Source organism: Corynebacterium incognita (genome assembly GCF_014217255.1).
Classification (GTDB): Bacteria; Actinomycetota; Actinomycetes; order Mycobacteriales; family Mycobacteriaceae; genus Corynebacterium; species Corynebacterium incognitum.
Genome location: NZ_CP059404.1, coordinates 372,556 through 393,156, shown reverse-complemented (window position 1 = coordinate 393,156; position 20,601 = coordinate 372,556). Strand labels below are relative to the sequence as shown.

The following is a 20,601-nucleotide window of genomic DNA, read 5'->3' as shown; positions in this document are numbered from 1 at the left end:
GGGGGAGCGCAGCGCTATACCTCACAGCTTTTTACAAGGACTCATTTATCTTGTGGGAACCTCCCACCTGATAGGATCGTCATGCTGTTATAACGACAAGCCTGCGGGTGAACTTCGCCCGAGGTGGCTAACGCGACAGGAGCCTTGATGACACAGCCGAGAACCCTTTCGAAGACTTGCATGGCCGCGCTGCTGGTGCTTCCACTGGCATTGACAGCCTGTGGGCCACAATCTGAAGAGGCCCCGGAGGGTGCAGAAGCAACCCCTTCGGTCTCTGGTGCATCCAAGAGCACTACCTCTGCGGACGACGAGGATGCCAAGGAGAGTGCCTCGGAGACGGAGACCTCCAAGAAGAAGGACTCCAACAAGAAGTCCGATTCTGACAAAGATGATGGTAAAAAGGTTGAGGCTAAGGAAGGTTCCGATAAGTCCGGTTCCGACAAATCCGGCTCCGATAAGTCTTCCGACGGTGGCAACAGTGCTGGAGGGGCAGGCGCTGCAGGTGGGGCCGCCGCCGGCGATGAGCAGCTGGAGGAGCAGCTGAGCCAGCCAACGCCGACACAGGCGGATCTGACTGAGGTTGCTGACGGTAAGGGTGCTGACGCTGCCACCAAGAAAGAAATCAAGGCTTTGGTGAACGGTCTGTACCAGACCAAGACGGTGCGCGACTTGGTGACCTACATACCAGACCACACCTGCAAATCCGTGGTGGATCAGCAGGGCGGTAAGGCCGCAATGGACGTTGGTGGCATGCAGGACCCTGTCTTGGATATGCCAGCTGAGACCATGATTGGCGACAACGGCGTCAAGTCCATCAAGGACATCAAGGTCAACGGCAACAAGGCTTCCGCGGTGGTGACTGTTTCCACCGCCAACGGTGATGACACCAAGGTGCAGCAGTACCTCAAGGAAAACGGTGCCTGGACCTTCTGTGCGTTCTAGTTCTTCCTCACAGCCCGCCCGCTCAGCCCCGCAGGTCTCGAGTGAGGCGGGCTTAGTCGCGGCTGAGCCGTCCAAGCCGTCCAAGTCGGCCAAGTCTGTCCGATTCCCCCGGATCAGTCCGGTGGTGGGACATGTCGCGGGGTATGTGGCCGTATCGATTGCCGTCTTTGCAGTAGCCGGTGCGCTCTGGGGCTGGTGGCGCCCCATGGTCGCGGGGGTGGTCAGCGAGGGCGGACTAAAGTTGGATTCTTTGTCTACTGCGGCCGCCGATTCTTATTTCAGCTTCGCCGCGTGGACCGCGGTGTTGGCACTGCCGTTGTCGTTGCGTTTCTTTCACAAATTCCCTACACCTGACCCGGGGATAGGCGCCATCATGGGTGCGGGAGTCGGCGCCGGGGTGGGATCCATTGCGTTTTATCTGGCTGGCGCCGCGGTGGCGGGGTTCCGGGGAACTCGAGATTTTCACGCCGCTGAGCTGGGGCAGCGCATTGAGCTGGTGCCGCCGTTGGAGCCGGGCCTCGGGTTCACGATGGCGCCGTTGATTGCAACGATGGCTGTGTGGGCAGCCGTATTTGTCTATGGAACGTTGCCCGACGAGGCGTCGGAAAGCGAAGGCGTGGACTCGTAGAAAATGCCGTGTGCCTCAAGCGTGTGGGGTCCCTCTCGTACATCCGGCATAAAATGTGAGGAAAAACCCGTGTTAATAAATTGAACATCGGGGTGCCATTGGGAATACTAATTCGTATAGCGCTTTTAGCTCACACACGCTCGTTCTCACATGAAATGAGGCACCACAATGCAACCAATGGACTTTGTTGTCGCCATGGGCGACAACCCCGACTTCCCGCTCTGGCTGCGTGCCACGCACCTCATCAACTTCATCCTCATCGGCATGCTCCTGCGCTCCGGCGTGGAGATGCTCGCTTCCATGCCACGGCTGTGGTGGCGCAATGACTGCGCCCCCGGCTCGGAGTGGCTGAAGTTTACTAAGCGTGAGCTTCCCAAGGAGCGTGGCGTATATACCTCATTGATGGATGAGCTCTCCGTGAGCCCAGTCCTGGCGCTCCCAGGCCGCGAAAATATTGGCCTCGCCCGCCACTGGCACGGCGCTACAGTGATGTTCTGGGTGCTCAACGGCCTCGTCTACGTCGTGTTGCTGTTCGCCACCGGCCTGTGGCGCCGCATTGTCCCCACCAGCTGGGATGTCTTCGCCGAGGCATGGGAGTCCGCCAAGATCTACATGGGCTTCGGCGTGCCAGGCATTGAGCACTTCACACCCTACGACGCGCTGCAACAGTTGGCATATTCCTTCGTCATCTTCATCCTGGCCCCGTTCATGATGCTCACCGGCGTGGCCATGGCCCCAGCCGTGCGCGTGCGGTTCCCGCGCTTGGTGAAGATCCTCGGCGGCCACCAAGGCGCGCGTTCCCTGCACTTCATCGGCATGGTGCTCATGTCCGGATTCATCGTCATCCACGTCTTCCTTGTCTTCTTCGTCCACCGCGAACACAACATGGTGCACATGGTCTTCGGCGACGTGGAGACCACTCGCTACGCCCAGGCCTTCATCATCATGGTGACCACCGTCGTAGTGGTCCTCGTCCTTTGGATTGCGCTGTCCTACTGGTCCCTGTCCGACCGCGCCCGCACACATCGAATTCTGGTGGCCATCACCGAGGTTGGCCGCAAGATCTTCCTCAACTGGATGCGCCCGGTGCCCAAGACCCAGGAGGTCTACACCGACAAGGACCTCTCCGACTGGCACTGGACCAATGGTCTGCCGCCGACCGCGGACGAGTCCCCGGAGTGGACCGACTTTGCCAAGAACGACTTCGCCGATTACACGATCCGCGTCATCGACGACATCAACGGTGTGGAAAAGACCATCACCTTGGACGATCTGAAGAAGCTGCCGCAGCGCTCGTTCATTGCCACCCATACCTGCATGCAGGGTTGGTCCGCCACCTCGCGCTGGTCCGGCCCCGCGCTTGTCGACGTCCTGGGGCTGCTCGGCCCGCGCCCGGAAGGCGCCAACTACGTCATGATCGAGTCTTATGGCTTGGCACAGAAGATGTACGACAACCGCCCGCGCGAGCCGTTCTACGCCTGCTTCGACGTAGAAACCGCCGAAGAGGAGCAGTCCATCCTGGCGCTGCAGCGCAATGACCACGACATTGAGAGCTACCTCGGCGCCCCCGTTCGTGCTCGCGTCGAATCCAACCACGGTTATAAGGCCGTGAAGTGGGTATCCACCATCCGCTGGATTCACGACTATGCGGACTACGGCGACGGCCGCGGCGGAACGCGCGAAGATTCCGCGCTGCAGGCTTTCAACGGTCGCATTTAGTTCCTGCCCCCCATCTCTACTACCAAGACGCCCCCTGGCTCCAGCTGCTGAAGTGCAGCACAGGCCAGGGGGTAGACTTTTGCCCATGACTATTTTGGTTTCCACGAAGTACCACGTCCGCGGCGTGAAAGACGACAACGACGTCCGCAAGGCACTGCAAGCGTTGTTCGACATCTTCGCCTCGGAAGGAATTGGCCAGGCCACGTTCGAAATCACGGAACCTGACGTCGCCGATCTCTTCGTTAAACACAAGGACGACGTGATCCCCAGCGTGGAGAAGATGAACGCGGCGCTGGCCACGGCGGGCCCCTACGAGATCGTCGAGTAACCCATGAATTTCTTCGTCGTCGTGATGTTCCTCGTCGCGGGCCTCTTGGTGGGCGGCGCGTACGCGGCCTACCAGGCAGCGAACAAACTGGCCTTCTGGGTACTGGCGGCGCTGGCAATTATTTCCTTGGCTGCCGCCGTCGCGTGGTTGATAAGCGGCATCCAAAGTGTTTAGGTAGAGGGGTTGTAGTGCAGTTCTAAAACTTAGCGTGGTGTATGCCGGACGGTATCGGTCTGTTTGGTGTGGGAAGAAGGGGTGATTCACGGTGTCGAAGTCGGTAGATAAATTCAGCCTGAAGGAGACACCGGGGTTTATCCCGACGATGGTGGCTGTGGCCTCTGCCTTCGGCGCCTGGTCTATTCTCTTGCCGGTGGTCCCACTATTTGTGATGGACTCCGGCGGTTCACCATCCCTGGCGGGCTGGTCCACGGGTGCCTTTATGGCCGCCACCGTGGCCACTCAGATCATGACGCCGCGCATGCTGCGCGCCTGGGGCTACCGGCCCGTCATGGCGGTCGCGGCGTTCATGCTCGGTATTCCCGCCTTAGGGCACATGTTGGGCGCTGAGGCGTGGGTGACCATTCTGTTTTCTGCGCTGCGCGGCATTGGCTTTGGAGCGATCTGCGTCGCCGAATCTGCCCTGATCGCTGAGCTCGTCCCGCAACGCGCCCTGGGCCGCGCAACGGCCATGCTTGGCGTGGCCGTCGGCGTCGCGCAGATGCTCTTCCTGCCGGCTGGCCTGGCTCTGGCGGGCGCTACTAGCTTCAACGTCGTCTTCATCACCGCGGCGGTGATCGCGCTGATCGCGGCAATCATGTGCCTGCGCATCCCGAGCGTGTCAGCGGACGCGGCAGCAGATAGCGCGGATGATGACGTCCAGCGCGCCGCCATGTGGAAGCTCGTCCTGGTCCCCGCGTTGGCGCTGACCACAATCTCCATGAGCTTCGGCGTGGTTTCCTCCTTCCTTCCCGCCACTGTGCGGGAAACGGATCCGGAAACCGGGGCGCTGTTGGGTGGCATCATGCTGTCTTTGGTGGGCGGCGCCTGTATCGTCGGTCGTTACTTCGCGGGATCCATCGCTGACCGTACCGGCGTGGCCGGCGCGATGATGATCCCGTCCCAGCTCTTCGCTTTCTTCGGCATTGCGCTCATCACCTTCGGCATCATGTGGCAGTGGCCCGTGTGGGTATTTGTTCTCGGCGCCATCGTCTTTGGCCTCGGCTTCGGCTCGGTACAAAACGAATCCCTCCTGAGCATGTTTTCCCGCCTGCCGCGACGTCGGGTCTCGGAGGCCTCGGCAGTATGGAACATCTTCTACGACGGCGGCACCGGCATCGGTTCAGTGCTGTTGGGGTCCCTGGTTTCGGGCTATGGCTACGCGGGCGCTTATGGCGCGGGTGCTGGCGTTATCATCGCCGGCGTGTTCATGACCGCCATGGACTGGAGCCTCGGCCGCAACCGCGTCAGCGAATTCGATAACATCAAGACCCGACTCAAGAGGCTGCGCAAGGTCTAGACGGCTGCGGAAGTTTAATGCGAACCAGCGCTCAAAACGATAGGCACTAGTGGTGTATGAATAAGGACGGTAACCAGGCAATGCACGCGGCAGACAACGGCGCCCCGACGGTAGTGGTATTCGCGCCAGGCGATAAACTCCCGGCCTCCTCGGCGGCGGCGCGGGGCACGGTCGACGCCTTGGAGAAGGCGAGGGTACCTGCGGTGTTGAGCCGCGACCCCCAGGAAGCGGCCGAGGCCGCAGCGTTCGTCGTGGTGAGCGACGATCCTTTCGCGGAGTTTATGGCCGACTTCCAAGCGTCTTTCGGCCCTCGCGTGATTGGGCAGCGGCTTTCCGGCGGCCGCCCGGTGTTGGCGTTGGGCACCGCCTTCGCCGCGCTTTTCGACGCCGCGATCGTGGACGGCCGCGAGATCCCCGGCTGTGGGGAGTGGCCCGGCACCGTCGGCCGCATGAGCGCGTCGTCGACGGCGATCACCACCTACGCGACGGTGACTCCCGCGGAAGGTCATCGCTTAGCTTTCCTGCCGGACGAGGCACGGTTTGCCTTCACCGTCACCGAGGCGGCCACGGGCTTTGCCCTCACTGACTCCGAGATCACCCAGCCACCACAGGTGGCGTGGGCGAATATCGGCGCCGCGACCATCGTGGCGGCCGTGGACAACGGCCCGCTGTGCGGCTGCGCGTTCTTGCCGCATGACTCCCGTGACGCCGGGATTGCGCTTCTTCAGCGCTGGGCAGAAGGTATCATCTAGGCCATGACTTTTAACGTGGTGGAGGCAGTAGCTACAGATCAACGCGCGGTCGCTAGCTTTGATCAAGTCCAGGAGCTCCTGGCGTCTGGCGCGCCGCGGGCCATTGCGGTACCGGGCGTTTGGCCCATCGCTGACTTGACCGCTGCGATTGCCGAAGCGCAGGACGCCGACGCGGCGGCTGCAGGCAGCGCCGTCGAGAAGCTGTGGGTGGCGTTACCCGTCGTCGATAACGGCGATGTGCAGACCCTGGGCCACACCGATGGCGAGGACCTGTGGGAGACGCTGGAGGCGCTCGACGAGGCCGGGGTACAGCGAATTCTCGTGGCGTTCGTCGCGGGCGAGGGGACCAGCGGTGCAGCGGCACCCGCCATGGGGCCGATCGATATGGAACTGCTGCGTGAGATTTCCGCCGCCACCGATGCCGACGTGGCCGTCGCCGGTAAGTTCACGGCACCGGAGCAAGTAGCGGAGGTCGCCTCCTACCAGGTAGAGGGGATCGATACCATGCTCCTCGGGTGGCAAGGCGCTCCGGCGCTGCCCGTTGATGAAGCACAAACGGCCGCAGACGGCGCCGAGCAGGCCGCCGACGCCGCGCCCTTTGACGGCACCGAAATTTCGGCCGCCGACGAGGATTTGTAGGCGGAGTAGATGGCATCTGTTGGTGAGTTGCTCCCGGTGGCTGAAGCCGTGGTGGACGAGGCGGAAGCGATTTTTCACGCGGGCTTCGGGGCACCGGACCTGGCCCTGCACGACAAGGGCAACGGTGACTTTGCCACCACCGCTGATCTCGCGATTGAGCAGCGGGTACGCCAGCTGCTGGTGCAGATGACCGGCGTCGAGGTCTACGGCGAAGAAAGTACTCACGCTTCCGCTTCCTCGACCGGACGCAGCGAGCTGCCCCGCACCGGTGCGGTGTGGGTCGTGGACCCGATTGACGGCACGAGCAACTTCGCGGCCCAGAACCCCAACTGCGGGATCCTCGTGGCGTTGGTGCACGATCTCCAGCCGGTGGCGGCAGTGGTGTCGTTTCCGAAGCTGAGGCTGCGCATGGCCGCAACCGACGGCGGCGGGGTACGCGGACTTCCTGCCACGGCTCCGCATCCGCAGCGCCACGTTGGCGTCTTTTCGCAGACCCGACCGGAACTCTACACAGCGATTCGCCACCGCGGGCTGCGCCCCCGAGTGTCGGGTTCCGTGGGCCTGGACCTCGCTTATGCCGCGCGCGGCGTGCTCAGCGGGGCTATCAATTATTCGCCGCACCCATGGGACAACGCAGCTGGGGCGTTGCTCGTCCGCGAAGCCGGGGGTACTGTGACTACCCCAGAAGGTGACGACTGGGACTGCACAAGCCGCGGCATCATCGTTGGTGACGCCGCCACGCACGCTCAGCTGCTGGGTGCAGCGCAGTCTTTGAACCGTAAGATATAGGAGCTTTTGGGTGTCCACACCGCATTCCACGCACAACCCGCACACCCCTGATGCGCCGGACCAGGCGGCGGGGTCGAAGAAGCACTCGCGTCTGGCCGCGCTGGGTCTCGCGCTGAGCTCGCTGATTTTGTGGCTGGCTGGGCGCATGTCCTGGGTGACGGCGGTGAGTGAGGACGACAAGGCCGGCCGCGCGATCAACGACGTTCCGGGCGCGACGTGGTCGGTCGAACTCATCGCGCTGGCCGCCGCATTCCTGGCCGGTGCCTTGGCAGTGCTAGTGCTGCGCCGCCAGGCCCGCCGTATCATCGGCGTGGTGTGTGCGATAGCCGCGATTGCAGGCAGCATTGGTCCGACACTGTTGCTAGTCCAGGGCGCGGACCCAGAGCGCGCGAAGGCTTTGCTGACCGCTGGCGCGACGAGCGGCAAGGCGAACGCGCCGGTGTCCATCAGTGAGTGGGCCGTCGTGACGGAGGCGACCGTTAACCCACTCGGAGTGGCCCTCGCGTTGCTGGGCTTCGCCGTCGCGTTAGTGGCGGCGGTGGTGGTCGTCATTCGCCCGGGCCATGATTCGCCGCGGGTCTCGAAATACGAGCGGGCCGCCACCCGGCGGGAGAAGCTGGAGGAAGAGCTGGAGACCAGCCCGGACTCCCAGCGGGTGATGTGGGATGCGTTGGACGCCGGCCTGGACCCCACCGACTCAGGGGAGAAGGGGCGTCGCTAAGCCACCTCGGCGCAGGTAGTGGACGTAGCACCTAAAATTGCGATTTTCTTTTGAATCCGCCTTAGCGGTATTCTATGCAGTGTCACTCAAGCATTACAGAGTTCGACCATGAGCAATTCGGAGCCCCTATGGAAGCGACCTTCGCCGTAGACCACATCGTCAACGGTGTATTAGAGGACGTCGCCGTACGTGAGGCCCAGGTCTCCTTTAAGGAAGTCAAAGCCCGCTCGCGCGCGATGGATGCTCCGCGTGACGTTTGCGCCGCGCTAGTGCGCACTGGCTGCTCCGTCATCACCGAGATCAAACGCGCCACGCCGATTCAAGGGCCCGTCACCGAGCTCGTCGGGCCGGACGCGGTGGCGGCGATGGCGCGCAACCTCGAAGCCTCCGGCGTGCATCTCATGGCCGTGCAAACCGAGGCACGACGTTTCCGCGGGTCGTTGGATGATATGCAGGCCGCGCGGGAGGCCACCGCGGTGCCCATGATCTGCCGCGACATCATCGTGGATCCGTACCAGATCCACGAGGCGCGCTGCTACGGCGCTGACATGGTGCCGCTACAGGTCGAACTGCTAGACAACGCCCGCATGGCGGCGCTGCTGGATCGTATCGAGTCCCTCGGGATGACCGCGCTCGCCGAGGTCCGCACCCCGGAGGAAGCGGACCGCGCGCTCAAGGTCGGCGCCAAGGTCATCGGCGTCAACGCCTGGTCCTTGGCCAGCGACACCATCAACCGCGACGCCTTCCACGACATCGTGCCGGGCCTGCCCACGGAAGTCCTGCGCATCGCAGTAGGAGGCGTGGCTAACCCGCGTAACGTGCTCGCCTTCGCCTCCGCGGGGGCTGATGCCGTGCTCATCGGTCAATCGGTCATGTCCACCGCAGACCCAGCCGCCGCCACCCGCAGGTTCGTGGCTGCGGGCCAGCACCCCGCCTGCCCGTCGCGAAAGCACTAGCGCACCCCGGTAGGATTGGCCGGGTGCATGAGATGATTCTGGCTACTATCCCGTCCCCACCCCAAGGCGTGTGGCACCTCGGCCCCATCCCGATCCGCGCCTACGCCCTGTGCATCGTCACCGGTATCTTGGTGGCGCTGTGGATGACCATGAAGCGCTACACCGCGCGCGGCGGCAACCCGGACACGGTCTGGGACGCCGCCATCGTCATCATCCCGGCCGGCATCATCGGCGGTCGTTTGTACCACGTGGCCACGGACTACGACAAGTACTTCTGCGAAACCTGCAACCCGGCCGACGCGCTGAAGATATCCAACGGTGGCCTCGGCATCTGGGGCGCGGTGGCTCTCGGCGCGTTCGCCATTTGGATCATGTTCAAGGTGAAGAAGATCCCCATGGGGCCCTTCGCCGACGCCGTCGCGCCCGGCCTCATTCTGGCACAGGCCATCGGTCGCCTGGGCAACTGGTTCAACCAGGAGCTATACGGTCGGCCCACTGACGTGCCGTGGGCACTCGACATCTTCTACCGTGTGGACGGCAACGGCGAGTTTGCACCCATCTCCGGCACCTCCACCGGCGAGGTCATCACCTCCGTGCACCCGACCTTCCTTTACGAGCTGCTGTGGAACGTACTGGTCTGCTTGTTCCTCCTGTGGGCACAGCGCGCCTGGAAGCTAGGCTACGGACGCGTGTTCGCACTCTATGTGGCGGGCTATACCGCGGGCCGGTTCTGGATCGAGCAGATGCGCGCGGACGAGGCCACCATGGTCTTTGGCATGCGCATCAATGTCATTGTCTCCGCAGTGGTTTTCCTCATCGCCCTCCTCGTATTCTTCCGCCTCCGCAAGGGACAGGAAACCCCGGAGGAAGTCGATCCGCAATACCACGCAGCGGTGGCTGAAGAATCCCGTGGCGAGTAGGTTGGGAGACGATCCGCAACAAACAATTTGAGTAGGCTGGTGAACCGTGGATAGAAGAACAAAAATCGTCTGTACTCTCGGTCCTGCAGTAGCAAGCAAGGACAAAATTCTAGGCCTCGTCCGTGACGGAATGGACGTGGCGCGTTTGAACTTCTCTCATGGTGAGCACGCCGACCACGAGCAGAACTACAACTGGGTCCGCGAGGCCACTGACGAGTCCGGCCGCGCCGTCGGCGTGCTTGCCGACCTCCAGGGCCCGAAGATCCGCCTGGGCCGCTTCAAGGAGGACAAGACCTACTGGGAGACCGGTGAGGTTGTCCGCATCACCGTCGACGACTGCGAGGGCACCCACGACCGCGTCTCCACCACCTACAAGGGCCTGGCGCGCGATGCGAAGCCGGGCGACCGCCTGCTCGTCGACGACGGCAAGGTAGCCCTGGTGTGCAAGGACGTCGAAGGCAGCGACGTCATCTGTGAGGTCACCGAAGGCGGCCCGGTGTCCAACAACAAGGGCGTGTCTCTGCCGGGCATGGACATCTCCGTGCCGGCGCTGTCTGAAAAGGACATCGCGGACCTGCGCTTCGCGCTGCGCCTGGGCGTGGACTTCATCGCGCTGTCGTTCGTGCGTTCCCCGGCGGATATCGACCTGGTGCACGAGGTTATGGACGAGGTCGGCCGCCGCGTGCCGGTCATCGCCAAGCTGGAGAAGCCGGAGGCCGTGGACGCGCTCGAGTCCATCATCCTGGCTTTCGACGCCGTCATGGTCGCCCGCGGCGACCTCGGCGTCGAAGTTGAGCTGGAGCAGGTGCCGCTGGTGCAGAAGCGCGCGGTACAGATTGCCCGCGAGAACGCCAAGCCGGTCATCGTGGCCACCCAGATGCTGGACTCCATGATTGAGAACTCCCGACCGACACGCGCAGAGGCCTCCGACGTGGCCAACGCGGTGCTCGACGGCGCGGACGCTGTCATGCTTTCCGGTGAGACCTCCGTGGGCGTGGATCCGCACAACGTGGTGCGCACCATGTCGCGCATCGTCTCCCGCGCGGAGTCTGAGGGCACCGTTCCGCCGCTGGCGCACATCCCGCGCACCAAGCGTGGCGTGATTTCCTATTCCGCTCGCGACATCGCGGAGCGCCTGCACGCCAAGGCCCTGGTGGCGTTCACCACCTCCGGCGACACGGCTAAGCGCATGGCTCGCCTGCACTCCTCGCTGCCACTGCTGGTGTTCACCCCGAACCAGGCCGTGCGTTCCCAGTTGGCGCTGACGTGGGGTGCGCGCACTTTCCTCTGCACAGAGGTGCAATCCACCGATGACATGATGCGTGTGCTCGACCAGCAGCTCCTCAATCTCCCCGAGTACGAAGAGGGTGACATGGTCGTCGTCGTCGCCGGCACTCCACCGGGAATCTCCGGCAACACCAACATGATCCAGGTCCACCGCATCGGCGAGTCCAACCAGGGCTAGCACGAGGACGTCGCCACGGCGAAACGCCGTAACGTCGCACTAAGGCGCCCGCTGCCTCCACGAGGAAGGCAGCGGGCGCCTTTGGTATTACCGCTAAGGTGAGGGGGTTAGAGGGCGTCGTCCACGGAGTGGTCGGTCACCGGGGTGGGCTCGATTTTCCATACGTCGTGGGCGTAGTCGGCGATGGTGCGGTCGGAGGAGAAGCGGCCGGAGTAGCAAATGTTGTACCAGCACTTGCGGGCCCAGTTGAGCTCGGAGTCCATGTAGTCCTGTGCCATGCGGTCGCGGGCCTCGCGGTAGGAGGCGAAGTCGCCGAGGACGTAGTAGGTGTCGTTGGCGTGCTCGCCGTAGCCGTCGACCAGCGAGGAGCGCAGGTCGCCGAATATGTGGTTGTTCTCCTGGCCCAGCAGCCCGGAGGTCATGGCGTCCAGCACGCGGCGAAGCCCCGGCACGGTCTGGGCGAGCTCGCCCGGGTTGTAGTGTGCGCGCAGCTCCGGCAGCTCTTCTTCCTTGGCGCCGAAGATGTAGGCGTTGTCCTCGCCAACGGCCTCAACGATTTCCACGTTGGCGCCGTCCAGGGTACCCAGGGTCAGCGCGCCGTTCATCATGAACTTCATGTTGGAGGTGCCAGAGGCCTCCTTACCGGCCACGGAGATCTGCTCCGAGACGTCGGCCGCCGGGATGATGTGCTCAGCGGGGGAGACGTTGTAGTTCTCCACGAAGACCACGCGGATGGTGTCCCTGGTATCCGGGTGGTTGTTCACCAGATCGCCCACGGAGTTGATGAATTTGATGATCGCCTTCGCGCGCGTGTAGCCCGGCGCGGCCTTCGCACCAAAGATGAAGGTGCGCGGCGGCACCTTCTCGCCGTCCTCTGTGATGCGGAAGTACAGGTCCAGGATGTAGAGCGCGTTGAGCAGCTGGCGCTTGTACTCGTGCAGGCGCTTGATCTGAACGTCGAAGATGGAGTTCGGGTCCACCTTGGCGCCCTGATGCGCGTCGATCCATTCGGCGAAGGCCTTCTTGTTGGCGTACTTGATGTCCATGAGCTCACGCATGACGGTGGCGTCCTTGGCCAGCGGTGCCAGCGACTTGAGCTGGGAGAGGTCCGTCACCCAGGCGTCGGAGCCGAGCTTGGCGGTGAGCAGGCCGGACAGCTGCGGGTTGCACATCTTCAGCCAGCGGCGCGGGGTGACGCCGTTGGTCTTATTGTTGAACTTCTCCGGCCACAGCTCAAACCAGTCGCGTAGGGTCTCGCGCTTGATGATCTCCGTGTGCAGCGCAGCCACGCCGTTGATGGAGTACGCGGCGTAGCAGGCGATCCACGCCATGTGGACGCGGCCGTCGTGGACCGGGGACATGTAGTTCACGCGGGACTCGTCTAGCCCACGGGCGAACATGTCCTCGCGGAAGCGGCGGTTGATCTCTTCCACGATCTCCCAGATGCGCCAAAACAGCTGCTGGAAGATGGACACGTCCCACTGCTCCAGGGCCTCGGCCAGCACGGTGTGGTTGGTGTAGGCGAAGGTTTCGCAGGTGACCTTCCAAGCCTCGTCCCAGCCGAAGCCGTGCTCGTCGAGCAGGATGCGCATGAGTTCCGGGATGGCCAGCACCGGGTGGGTGTCGTTGAGCTGGATGCTGTTGTACTCGGCGAAGCCGCGCAGGTCGTCGCCGTGGTTGGCGAGGTAGTTGTCCACCATCATCTGCAGGGAAGCGGAGACGAAGAAGTACTGCTGGCGAACGCGCAGTACCTTGCCCTCGTAGGTGGTGTCATTCGGGTAAAGCACGCGGCAGATGTCCATGACTCGCTCGCGGTTGATGATGGCTTCGGTGAAGCGCTGTGAGTTGAACGCGTCGTAGTCGAAGTCCTCGATGGGCTCGGACTTCCACAGGCGCAGCGTGCCCACGTTATCGGTGCCGTAGCCGACGATCGGCATGTCATAAGGGATGGCGCGCACGTCCATGTCGTCGAAGTGAACGCGGCGCTGCTCACCGGCATGGCGGACAACGAACGGGTAGCCGTTTTCCATCCACGGGTCCGGCTTCTCGTGCTGGTGGCCCTCCCAGAAAAACTGGCGGAACAGGCCGTAGCGGTAGAGCAGGCCGTAGCCGGTGACGGGGTAGTTCTGCGTCACGGCAGAGTCGAGGAAACACGCTGCCAGGCGGCCCAGGCCACCGTTACCCAGTGCGGCGTCGTGTTCTTCGTCCAGGACGTCGACAAGCTCGCGGCCGCTGTCCTGAGACACTGCCTGTGCCTCTTCCACCAGGTCCAGGTTGGTGAGGTTGTTCAGCAGGGCACGGCCCATGAGGAATTCCGCGGAGAAGTAGTGCTGCTGGCGGGTCGCGTTGTACGCGTCTTCGGTGGCCTGCCACCGGTCCGCGATCTGCTCCATGACGGCCGTTGACAGGCCGTACCAGAACTTGCGGTCGGTGGCCGCGGTGGGGGTGGTGCCAGACGCGGCGCGGACGTGGCCCGGAACGGTGGATTCAAAGGGGTGACGCGTGCTGCTTGCCATGATGAAAAGACTTATCCTCGTGTGTTTTTTGTGCCCGGGTGAAGCCCCGGGCGCTCGCGATTAAAGCGGTTCCCAGCATAGCCCGGCACGCCGATTGCTGCCGGGTAGAACGATGCTGTGCCGAGGAGGAGCGATGCTGCATCGCGGATTCGGGAGAGTGCGCGCCCCTAGGCGGTGCGTGGCGACGTCGCGTGTGCCTTGCGCAGGTAGGTCAACGCGGCCGCGGCGCCGGCGCGGGTGGCGGCGTCCACGGTGGGCGCGTAGTCCGGAAGGAAGTTGGGCTGGTGGTTGACCGGCGGGTTGTCCAGCAGCGCGTCCGGGGTGGAGCCGATGAACCAGAACAGGTACGGCACGCCGAAGGCCTGCGGGATATAGCAAAAGTCCTCCGAGGCGGTCGAGCGCTCGGCGTCGATGGAGGCGTCGCCGAAGACAGCGTCGAAATGCTCGCGCACGGTGTCGAAGGCGACTGGGTCGTTGTCTATTACCTCGCCGTGGGCGAAGAACTCAAAGGTGGGCTCGAGCGGGGAGCCGGACGCGGCACATTCGGCGTCGACTACCTTGCGCACGGAGGCGTAGACCTGGTCCGCCAGTTCCGGCTTATAGAAGCGGGTGTTGAGCACAATCTCGGCGGAGGAAGGGATGATGTTGTTTTTGTCTCCGGAATGCAGCTCGCCGACGGAGATGACGAAGAAGTCCTCCGGGGAGACCTCGCGGCCCACGATGGCCTGGAGGCGCACCACGATCATCGCCGCGATGAATGTGGGGTCAATGGCGCGGTGCGGCATGGAGGCGTGTGCCCCGGAGCCGTGGACGGTAATGCGCAGGGAGTCGCAGCCGGCCATAATCGCCCCGGCCTTAGTGGCCACGGTTCCCGCCTTGCCCGGCATAACGTGCTGCCCCAGACAGATATCCGGTGTGGGGATGCGGTTGACTAGGTCGTTGGCCAGCATGTACTTCGCGCCCACCGAGGTTTCCTCCGCGGGCTGGAACAGCGCGATAAAGGTCCCGGTCCACTCATCACGGGTGGCGCCGAGGATATCCAGGGCGCCGAGTAACGCAGTGGCGTGCATGTCGTGGCCACAGGCATGCATCTTCCCGTTGGTCGCGGCGAAGCTCGCACCGGATTCGTCGGCCATCGGCAGGGCATCGAAGTCCGCGCGCATCAACACCGTGGGGCCCGCGTCTTGATGAGGGTCCGTGTCCGCAGGGGTGGTTGCGCTGTTGCGCAGCGTGGCGACGATCCCGTGCCCGCCAATGCCGGTCTGGATCTCCAGGGCGGTGGCGTAGCGCTCCTCCCACGCGTGGAGAGCCTCGAGGATCTTCGCGGCTGTGCGCTCCTCTTCGTGGGAGAGCTCCGGGTGTCGGTGCAGGTCCTCGTAGAAGTCCTGCTGCCAGGACAGGTCGGCGCCGTGGCGGGAAAGGATGTCAGCCACAGGAGAGGTGGACAAGGTAGGGGCTCCTTCAGCGGTACACTATCGGGCATGCCGATGATCACTTTTGATGTTCTTGTGCCTCATGATAACGCCGACCGTGTGGCCGAAGTCTTCACTACCGCCGTGGACAAACTTGTGGCTGCGAGCAAGCTGAGCGCTGCTACCGTGCACCACGACGCCGCGCCGAAGGTCATGGAAGGGCTCGAGGAACAGCTGCGCCAGACCTACCGGGACGAGCACGAGGAGCGCGAGCTCGAGGACGCCGGGGTGCATCGCTACGCCATCTCGGTCGAGGGCGTTACTGGCTCCGTCAACGACCTCACCATGACGCTCGGACGCCTGCTCACGCCGCATTCCGCTCTGCCCAAGGACCACGTATTGCTCGAAGATGAGCGCAGCTTCGAGGTGCCGGCGATCTACCCGTGGGCCGTGGATGTTCGGCCTTAAAACTGGGCGCGAATCCTAGGCCGGGCGCGCCGGGGGTACCGGGCGAATACTGACCCGGGAGCCGTCGCCGTGGAGCAGCGTGGACAGCCAGGTTAGCGCCATGGGGACGCCGCCGCCTGCGCCGCAGAACTCGGCGTGGGGATCTGAATGAAAAACGTCCGCCGCGCGCAGCATGGCGCCCGTGAGCAGTGCGGTATGTTCTGCTGACAGCTCCAGGCTGGTCGACGCCGCGGACGGTGCCGCGGCCGGGGTGGGGGCGCTGTCCGGATCCACGACGAGCACCCAGTTGAGGGCCGCGGCCGGGATGTTGAGCTGTGCCGTGTCCACCTGGTCGAGGGCGACGAGCGGCGCGCCGCCTTTGGGCAGGGCGAAGCCGCGGGCGTCGTACGGTGCCGCGCCAAGTGCGACGAGGATGCCCATACCGGCGTCGAGCGCGACGATGTCGTCCGTACCGCCGAGGTCCAGCACCACCGTGGTCGCGCCCTTAGTCTGCGCATCCGCGATGAGCACACCGGTGCCGTAACTATCGCCGTGCAGGACGTCCCACGCGCCGTCGGCACGCACGGGGCCTGGGATATAGGCGACCTCGCCGTCCAAGTAGTACTGCAGATCCACCAACCTGCCCGCCACGTCGGTGGACGGCAACGTGATGGCGGTGGCGGATTTGCTGGGGGTCAGCTCGGGAGCAGGATCGGAGGCTGGGGGCGGTGTGTGCATGGATGTAGATTCTACTGCCCGGCACGTCGTCGGCGGGCGTGGAGTGTAATTGTGGGGCGTTTAAGGGGGCGGCGTTTGGGGGAAGGCCGTGACGCACAGAGGTGGGGCGGCAGTGTACCGTGGTGATTCGTGACGGGGGCTAGGTGGGATTAGCTTTAGTGACCTGGATAATATTATATTTTTCATGGAGGTTAACAATATGAACGTAGATGCCCAGATTTCTGAATATTATGACAAGCTCCTCAAGCGCAACGCCGGAGAACCGGAGTTCCACCAGGCGGTGGCAGAGATTCTGCACTCGCTGAGGTTCGTGCTGGAGAAGGACCCGCACTACGCGGACTTTGGCCTTATCGAGCGCCTCTGCGAGCCTGAGCGCCAGCTCATCTTCCGAGTGCCGTGGATTGCTGACGGCGGTGAGATCCGCGTCAACCGCGGCTTTCGCGTGCAGTTCAACTCGGCGCTGGGGCCGTACAAGGGTGGCTTGCGTTTCCACCCCTCGGTCAACCTGGGCATCATTAAATTCTTGGGCTTCGAGCAGATCTTCAAAAACTCGCTGACCGGCTTGCCCATCGGCGGCGGCAAGGGCGGTTCGGACTTCGACCCCAAGGGTAAGTCCGAGGGCGAGATCATGCGCTTTTGCCAGTCGTTTATGACTGAGCTGCACCGCCACATCGGCGAATACCGCGACGTTCCCGCCGGTGACATCGGCGTGGGTGGGCGCGAGATCGGCTTCCTGTTTGGTCAGTACCGCCGCCTGACGGATAACCACGAGTCCGGCGTTCTTACTGGCAAGGGGCTGGCGTGGGGCGGCTCCCTGGTGCGCAAGGAGGCCACTGGCTTCGGCTCGGTGTATATCACCGAGGAGATGATGGCCTCGCAGGGTGAGTCCCTCTCCGGCGCCAAGGTTATCGTCTCCGGCTCCGGCAACGTGGCCATCTACGCCGCGCACAAGGCGCAGGAGCTTGGCGCGACCGTGGTTGCCATGAGCGACTCATCGGGCTACGTCCACACGCCGCAGGGCGTGGACATTGAACTATTGCGCGACGTCAAGGAGGTGCGCCGCGAGCGCATGTCCACCTACGCCGCTGAGGCGGGCGAGGGCGTTTCTTACGTCGACGGCGGCAATATCTGGGAGGTGGCTGCGGACGTCGCGCTGCCGTGCGCGACCCAGAACGAGCTCGACGGCGAATCCGCGCAGCTGCTCGTGGACAATGGTTTGCGCTATGTGGCAGAAGGGGCCAACATGCCGTCCACTCCGGAAGCCATCCGGGTATTCGAGCAGTCCGGCGTGCACTTCGCCCCAGGTAAGGCAGCCAACGCAGGTGGCGTGGCCACCTCCGCGCTGGAGATGCAGCAGAACGCCTCGCGTGATTCCTGGTCCTTCGACTACACCGACGAGCGGCTGCGCACCATCATGAGCAACATTTTCAAAAACGTGGACGCCACTGCCAAGGAGTACGGCCGCGAAGGGGACTACGTCCTCGGCGCCAACATCCACGGCTTCAAGAAGGTCGCCGACGCGATGCTGGCGCAGGGAGTGATTTAGTTTCCTTGCTTGGCACGTCGGTAGTGGACATTGCGGGAGGTTAAGGTCTAGGGCGCTCGATAACCTGCGTCCATGAGCGCAGAGAATCGGATTCAGCCACCTCGTATCCGCCTCCCGTTGTCTACCGACGGTGCAGTGTATTTCCTCGATGAGGCTGGAAGTAAGGGGACCTTAGGCAAATATTGTGTGACCGGTGGGGTGCGCACCAGTAATCCTGACACACTATCTCGAGCGATAAAGTCTTGTAGAGAGTGCAACAGTTTCACCGAAGCGGATGAGAGCAGGTTTTCAAGGACCAACAAAAATTCGGCACCTGTTTTAGCGGAAATTTTCTCTGAAGCGGTGTCTGTACTTATCACGACGCCCCGTTGTGACGGGGTGTTTGCATGAGCTGCTCAAGGGGAGACCTCCTCATGCTCATGCCTGCAACACTCCCTTTTTAGCTGATGAAATTTTTGCAGGTAGCAATGTAACCTGAAGTCATGTATCGCGTCTTTGAATCCTTAGATGACCTCGTCCGTAACGTTGAACAGGGCTATGGCGTGCCCATGACGTCGAATTGTATGGTGCCGCGCAATGAGATGCTGGCGCTCTTAGACGATCTGCGCAATGCGCTGCCCGTAGAGATTGATGATGCGCAGGACGTCCTGGACAAGCAGGACGAGATTATCCGGGGTGCTGAGGAACGCGCGGACCAGACCATCGCGGACGCGGACGTCGAGGCCAACGACATTGTGGCCCGCGCCCAGGCGGAGGCGGACCGTATTATCCACGACGCCGAGGCCCGCGCCGACGAGACCTTGGCACGTGCTGACGCCGATGCCACGGCAATGGTAGATAGCGCGCGTTCGGAGTCGGACCGCACCATCGCGTCCGCCAACGAGACCTACGAGCGCACCGTGGCCGAGGGGCAGGCAGAGCAGGACCGCCTTGTATCCGAATCTGAGGTGGTGCGCCGTGCCAACGACGAAGCGCACCGCATCGTCGATACCGCGCACGCGGAGTCCACGAAGCTGCGCACGGACTGCGACGAGTTCGTTGACGGCAAGCTTGGTGAGTTTGAGGAGACGCTGTCCACGGTCCTGCGCACCATCTCCAGCGACCGTGCCGCGCTGCGCCGCGGCGCGGGCGTGCGGGGTAGTGACCGCGGTGACCGTGGTGAACGCAGCGACTGGGCCGCAGAGGATGAGGGCTACGGCCGTTACCGCGGCTAGGGTCCGATTTGCACCGCAAGGGTAGTGTGGGAGGCGTTATGAATTCTCCTTTTGTATTTAACGTCGCGCAGTTGCTGCGCGGTGAGACCATGCCAGAGCAGCGCACCCAAACCGGGCCAGCGCCCGCGCGTATTGGCGTGGAAATGATCGCCATCAAAAAGGGCGATGACGTCACCGTGGACGCCACGCTGACCCCGCTGGGCACCGGCATCCTGGTGGATGCGGATGTCACCGGCACCCTGACCGGCGAGTGCTCGCGGTGCCTGGCGGAGCTACACCCGCCACTTGACGTGCACGTGAGCCAGTTTTTTGCTGCGGATGAGGACTCCATCACCGGAGATCCCGAGGACGAGGCCGACGCCGGTTCGGGTGACGAGACCCCAATCATCAACATTGATGAGCTGGATCTGCTGCAGACCGTCATTGACGAGGTCGGCCTGACGTTGCCTTTCAACCCCACGTGCGAAGGCGAATGTGTCAACGAGGTACCCACCGCCGAGGGCGTCACCACGGGGATCAGTGGCGAGGAGGAGCGCGTCGATCCGCGATGGAGCGGACTGGAGAAGTTCCTGTGAGTAAGAAGAACAAGCTCACCGGCGAAGAAGCCCTCGCCGCAGAATTTGCGGCCGTCGACCACGCACCGCTTCTCGACGCCCTCGGGGTCCAGCTCAGCGATGAAGGCTTGCGGTTGGCGCTGACGCACCGTTCGTTTGCGAACGAGCATGGTCACCTACCCAACAACGAGCGCCTGGAGTTTTTGGGCGACGCCGTGCTGGGGCTCTCGGTGGCCCATAAGCTGTATGAGGTTTACCCATCGCGCCCAGAGTCTGACATTTCGAAAATGCGCGCGTCCATCGTGTCCCGTTACGGGCTTGCCGACGTCGCCCGTGACATTGGGCTGGGCGAGCACATCTTGCTGGGTAAGGGCGAGATCGCCACGGACGGCCGCAACAAGGACTCGATTCTGGCCGACACTACCGAGGCACTGTTCGGCGCGATCTACCTGGAACACGGCTTCGAGCCGGCGCGTGGGGTGATCCTGCGACTGTTCCAGCACAAGATTGATACCGCGACGGTGACCGGCTTCCACACCGACTGGAAGACGATCCTGCAGGAGCGCTGCGCAGAGCTCAAGGCTGAGATGCCGGTGTACTCCGCGTCCGTGGAGGGCCCGCAACACGACCAAACGTTTACGGCTTTCGTCACGGTGGCAGGCCACGAGCTGGGCAAGGGCGTGGGCCAGAACAAGAAGCTCGCGGAACAACAGGCCGCGCAGGCCGCCATCACTGTGCTGAAAGAAAAACCGCAGCTGGTGGCCAATACCGCCAGCGCGGGCGCGTAACGCGGCGTCGC

Annotated in this window: 21 protein-coding genes; 18 read left to right on the top strand and 3 right to left on the bottom strand. The window is 63.3% G+C overall.

Going from position 1 to position 20,601, the window contains the following annotated elements:
- Positions 1 to 147 precede the first annotated feature (147 nt).
- From H0194_RS01885 to pyk, 13 genes are all read left to right on the top strand, one after another.
- Positions 148 to 942, top strand: coding sequence for a hypothetical protein (locus H0194_RS01885; protein ID WP_185176201.1), 795 nt, complete (start codon positions 148 to 150; stop codon positions 940 to 942).
- Positions 917 to 1,570 carry a hypothetical protein gene (locus H0194_RS01880; protein ID WP_185176200.1) on the top strand — a complete coding sequence of 218 codons (654 nt, stop codon included), beginning with the start codon at positions 917 to 919 and terminating at the stop codon, positions 1,568 to 1,570. Before H0194_RS01885 ends, H0194_RS01880 begins: the two co-directional genes overlap by 26 nt.
- A gap of 177 nt (positions 1,571 to 1,747) precedes the next feature.
- Positions 1,748 to 3,289: a molybdopterin-dependent oxidoreductase gene (locus H0194_RS01875; RefSeq protein WP_185176199.1), complete on the top strand. Its 1,542-nt coding sequence runs from the start codon at positions 1,748 to 1,750 to the stop codon at positions 3,287 to 3,289.
- A gap of 85 nt (positions 3,290 to 3,374) precedes the next feature.
- On the top strand, positions 3,375 to 3,617 hold the full coding sequence (locus H0194_RS01870; RefSeq protein ID WP_185176198.1) for a hypothetical protein: 243 nt from the start codon (positions 3,375 to 3,377) through the stop codon (positions 3,615 to 3,617).
- A 3-nt stretch (positions 3,618 to 3,620) separates the two neighbouring features.
- Entirely contained in the window at positions 3,621 to 3,791 is a 171-nt protein-coding gene (locus H0194_RS01865; protein ID WP_185176197.1) for a hypothetical protein, read from the top strand.
- Between the two features lie 148 nt (positions 3,792 to 3,939).
- Positions 3,940 to 5,133 (top strand): MFS transporter, encoded by a 1,194-nt coding sequence (locus tag H0194_RS01860; RefSeq protein WP_185176814.1) that lies wholly within the window; start codon positions 3,940 to 3,942, stop codon positions 5,131 to 5,133.
- A 56-nt stretch (positions 5,134 to 5,189) separates the two neighbouring features.
- Complete coding sequence (locus H0194_RS01855) at positions 5,190 to 5,885, top strand: type 1 glutamine amidotransferase family protein (RefSeq protein WP_185176196.1); 696 nt, start codon at positions 5,190 to 5,192, stop codon at positions 5,883 to 5,885.
- Positions 5,886 to 5,888: 3 nt separating this feature from the next.
- Positions 5,889 to 6,524: a beta/alpha barrel domain-containing protein gene (locus tag H0194_RS01850; RefSeq protein ID WP_185176195.1), complete on the top strand. Its 636-nt coding sequence runs from the start codon at positions 5,889 to 5,891 to the stop codon at positions 6,522 to 6,524.
- 9 nt (positions 6,525 to 6,533) lie between these two features.
- The gene (locus H0194_RS01845; protein ID WP_185176194.1) at positions 6,534 to 7,313 is read left to right on the top strand and encodes an inositol monophosphatase family protein; all 780 of its coding nucleotides are present in this window, start codon (positions 6,534 to 6,536) and stop codon (positions 7,311 to 7,313) included.
- Between the two features lie 10 nt (positions 7,314 to 7,323).
- Positions 7,324 to 8,034, top strand: coding sequence for a TIGR02234 family membrane protein (locus H0194_RS01840; protein WP_185176193.1), 711 nt, complete (start codon positions 7,324 to 7,326; stop codon positions 8,032 to 8,034).
- Positions 8,035 to 8,162: 128 nt separating this feature from the next.
- Entirely contained in the window at positions 8,163 to 8,990 is an 828-nt protein-coding gene (locus H0194_RS01835) for an indole-3-glycerol phosphate synthase TrpC (RefSeq protein WP_185176192.1), read from the top strand.
- Between the two features lie 32 nt (positions 8,991 to 9,022).
- Complete coding sequence (lgt, locus tag H0194_RS01830) at positions 9,023 to 9,910, top strand: prolipoprotein diacylglyceryl transferase (protein WP_185176813.1); 888 nt, start codon at positions 9,023 to 9,025, stop codon at positions 9,908 to 9,910.
- A 46-nt stretch (positions 9,911 to 9,956) separates the two neighbouring features.
- Positions 9,957 to 11,375: a pyruvate kinase gene (pyk, locus tag H0194_RS01825; protein ID WP_185176191.1), complete on the top strand. Its 1,419-nt coding sequence runs from the start codon at positions 9,957 to 9,959 to the stop codon at positions 11,373 to 11,375.
- A 107-nt stretch (positions 11,376 to 11,482) separates the two neighbouring features.
- Here the strand turns inward: pyk and H0194_RS01820 are convergent, their stop codons facing one another.
- The gene (locus H0194_RS01820) at positions 11,483 to 13,891 is read right to left on the bottom strand and encodes a glycogen/starch/alpha-glucan phosphorylase (RefSeq protein WP_185176190.1); all 2,409 of its coding nucleotides are present in this window, start codon (positions 13,889 to 13,891) and stop codon (positions 11,483 to 11,485) included.
- Between the two features lie 167 nt (positions 13,892 to 14,058).
- Positions 14,059 to 15,339, bottom strand: coding sequence for an amidohydrolase (locus tag H0194_RS01815; RefSeq protein WP_185176189.1), 1,281 nt, complete (start codon positions 15,337 to 15,339; stop codon positions 14,059 to 14,061).
- A gap of 33 nt (positions 15,340 to 15,372) precedes the next feature.
- On the opposite strand from H0194_RS01815, the gene H0194_RS01810 reads away from it, so the two are divergent.
- Complete coding sequence (locus H0194_RS01810) at positions 15,373 to 15,771, top strand: hypothetical protein (protein WP_185176188.1); 399 nt, start codon at positions 15,373 to 15,375, stop codon at positions 15,769 to 15,771.
- 15 nt (positions 15,772 to 15,786) lie between these two features.
- Here H0194_RS01810 and H0194_RS01805 read toward each other — a convergent pair whose 3' ends face one another.
- Positions 15,787 to 16,488 (bottom strand): glycerate kinase, encoded by a 702-nt coding sequence (locus H0194_RS01805; protein ID WP_185176187.1) that lies wholly within the window; start codon positions 16,486 to 16,488, stop codon positions 15,787 to 15,789.
- Positions 16,489 to 16,687: 199 nt separating this feature from the next.
- On the opposite strand from H0194_RS01805, the gene gdhA reads away from it, so the two are divergent.
- The 4 genes from gdhA (at position 16,688) to rnc (ending at position 20,590) form a co-directional block, all read left to right on the top strand.
- Complete coding sequence (gdhA, locus tag H0194_RS01800) at positions 16,688 to 18,034, top strand: NADP-specific glutamate dehydrogenase (protein WP_185176812.1); 1,347 nt, start codon at positions 16,688 to 16,690, stop codon at positions 18,032 to 18,034.
- A 482-nt stretch (positions 18,035 to 18,516) separates the two neighbouring features.
- Positions 18,517 to 19,248 (top strand): SPFH domain-containing protein, encoded by a 732-nt coding sequence (locus H0194_RS01795; protein ID WP_185176186.1) that lies wholly within the window; start codon positions 18,517 to 18,519, stop codon positions 19,246 to 19,248.
- 38 nt (positions 19,249 to 19,286) lie between these two features.
- On the top strand, positions 19,287 to 19,823 hold the full coding sequence (locus H0194_RS01790; protein WP_185176185.1) for a YceD family protein: 537 nt from the start codon (positions 19,287 to 19,289) through the stop codon (positions 19,821 to 19,823).
- Positions 19,820 to 20,590, top strand: coding sequence for a ribonuclease III (gene rnc, locus H0194_RS01785; protein WP_425486440.1), 771 nt, complete (start codon positions 19,820 to 19,822; stop codon positions 20,588 to 20,590). The genes H0194_RS01790 and rnc overlap by 4 nt, the downstream gene beginning before the upstream one ends.
- Positions 20,591 to 20,601 lie beyond the last annotated feature (11 nt).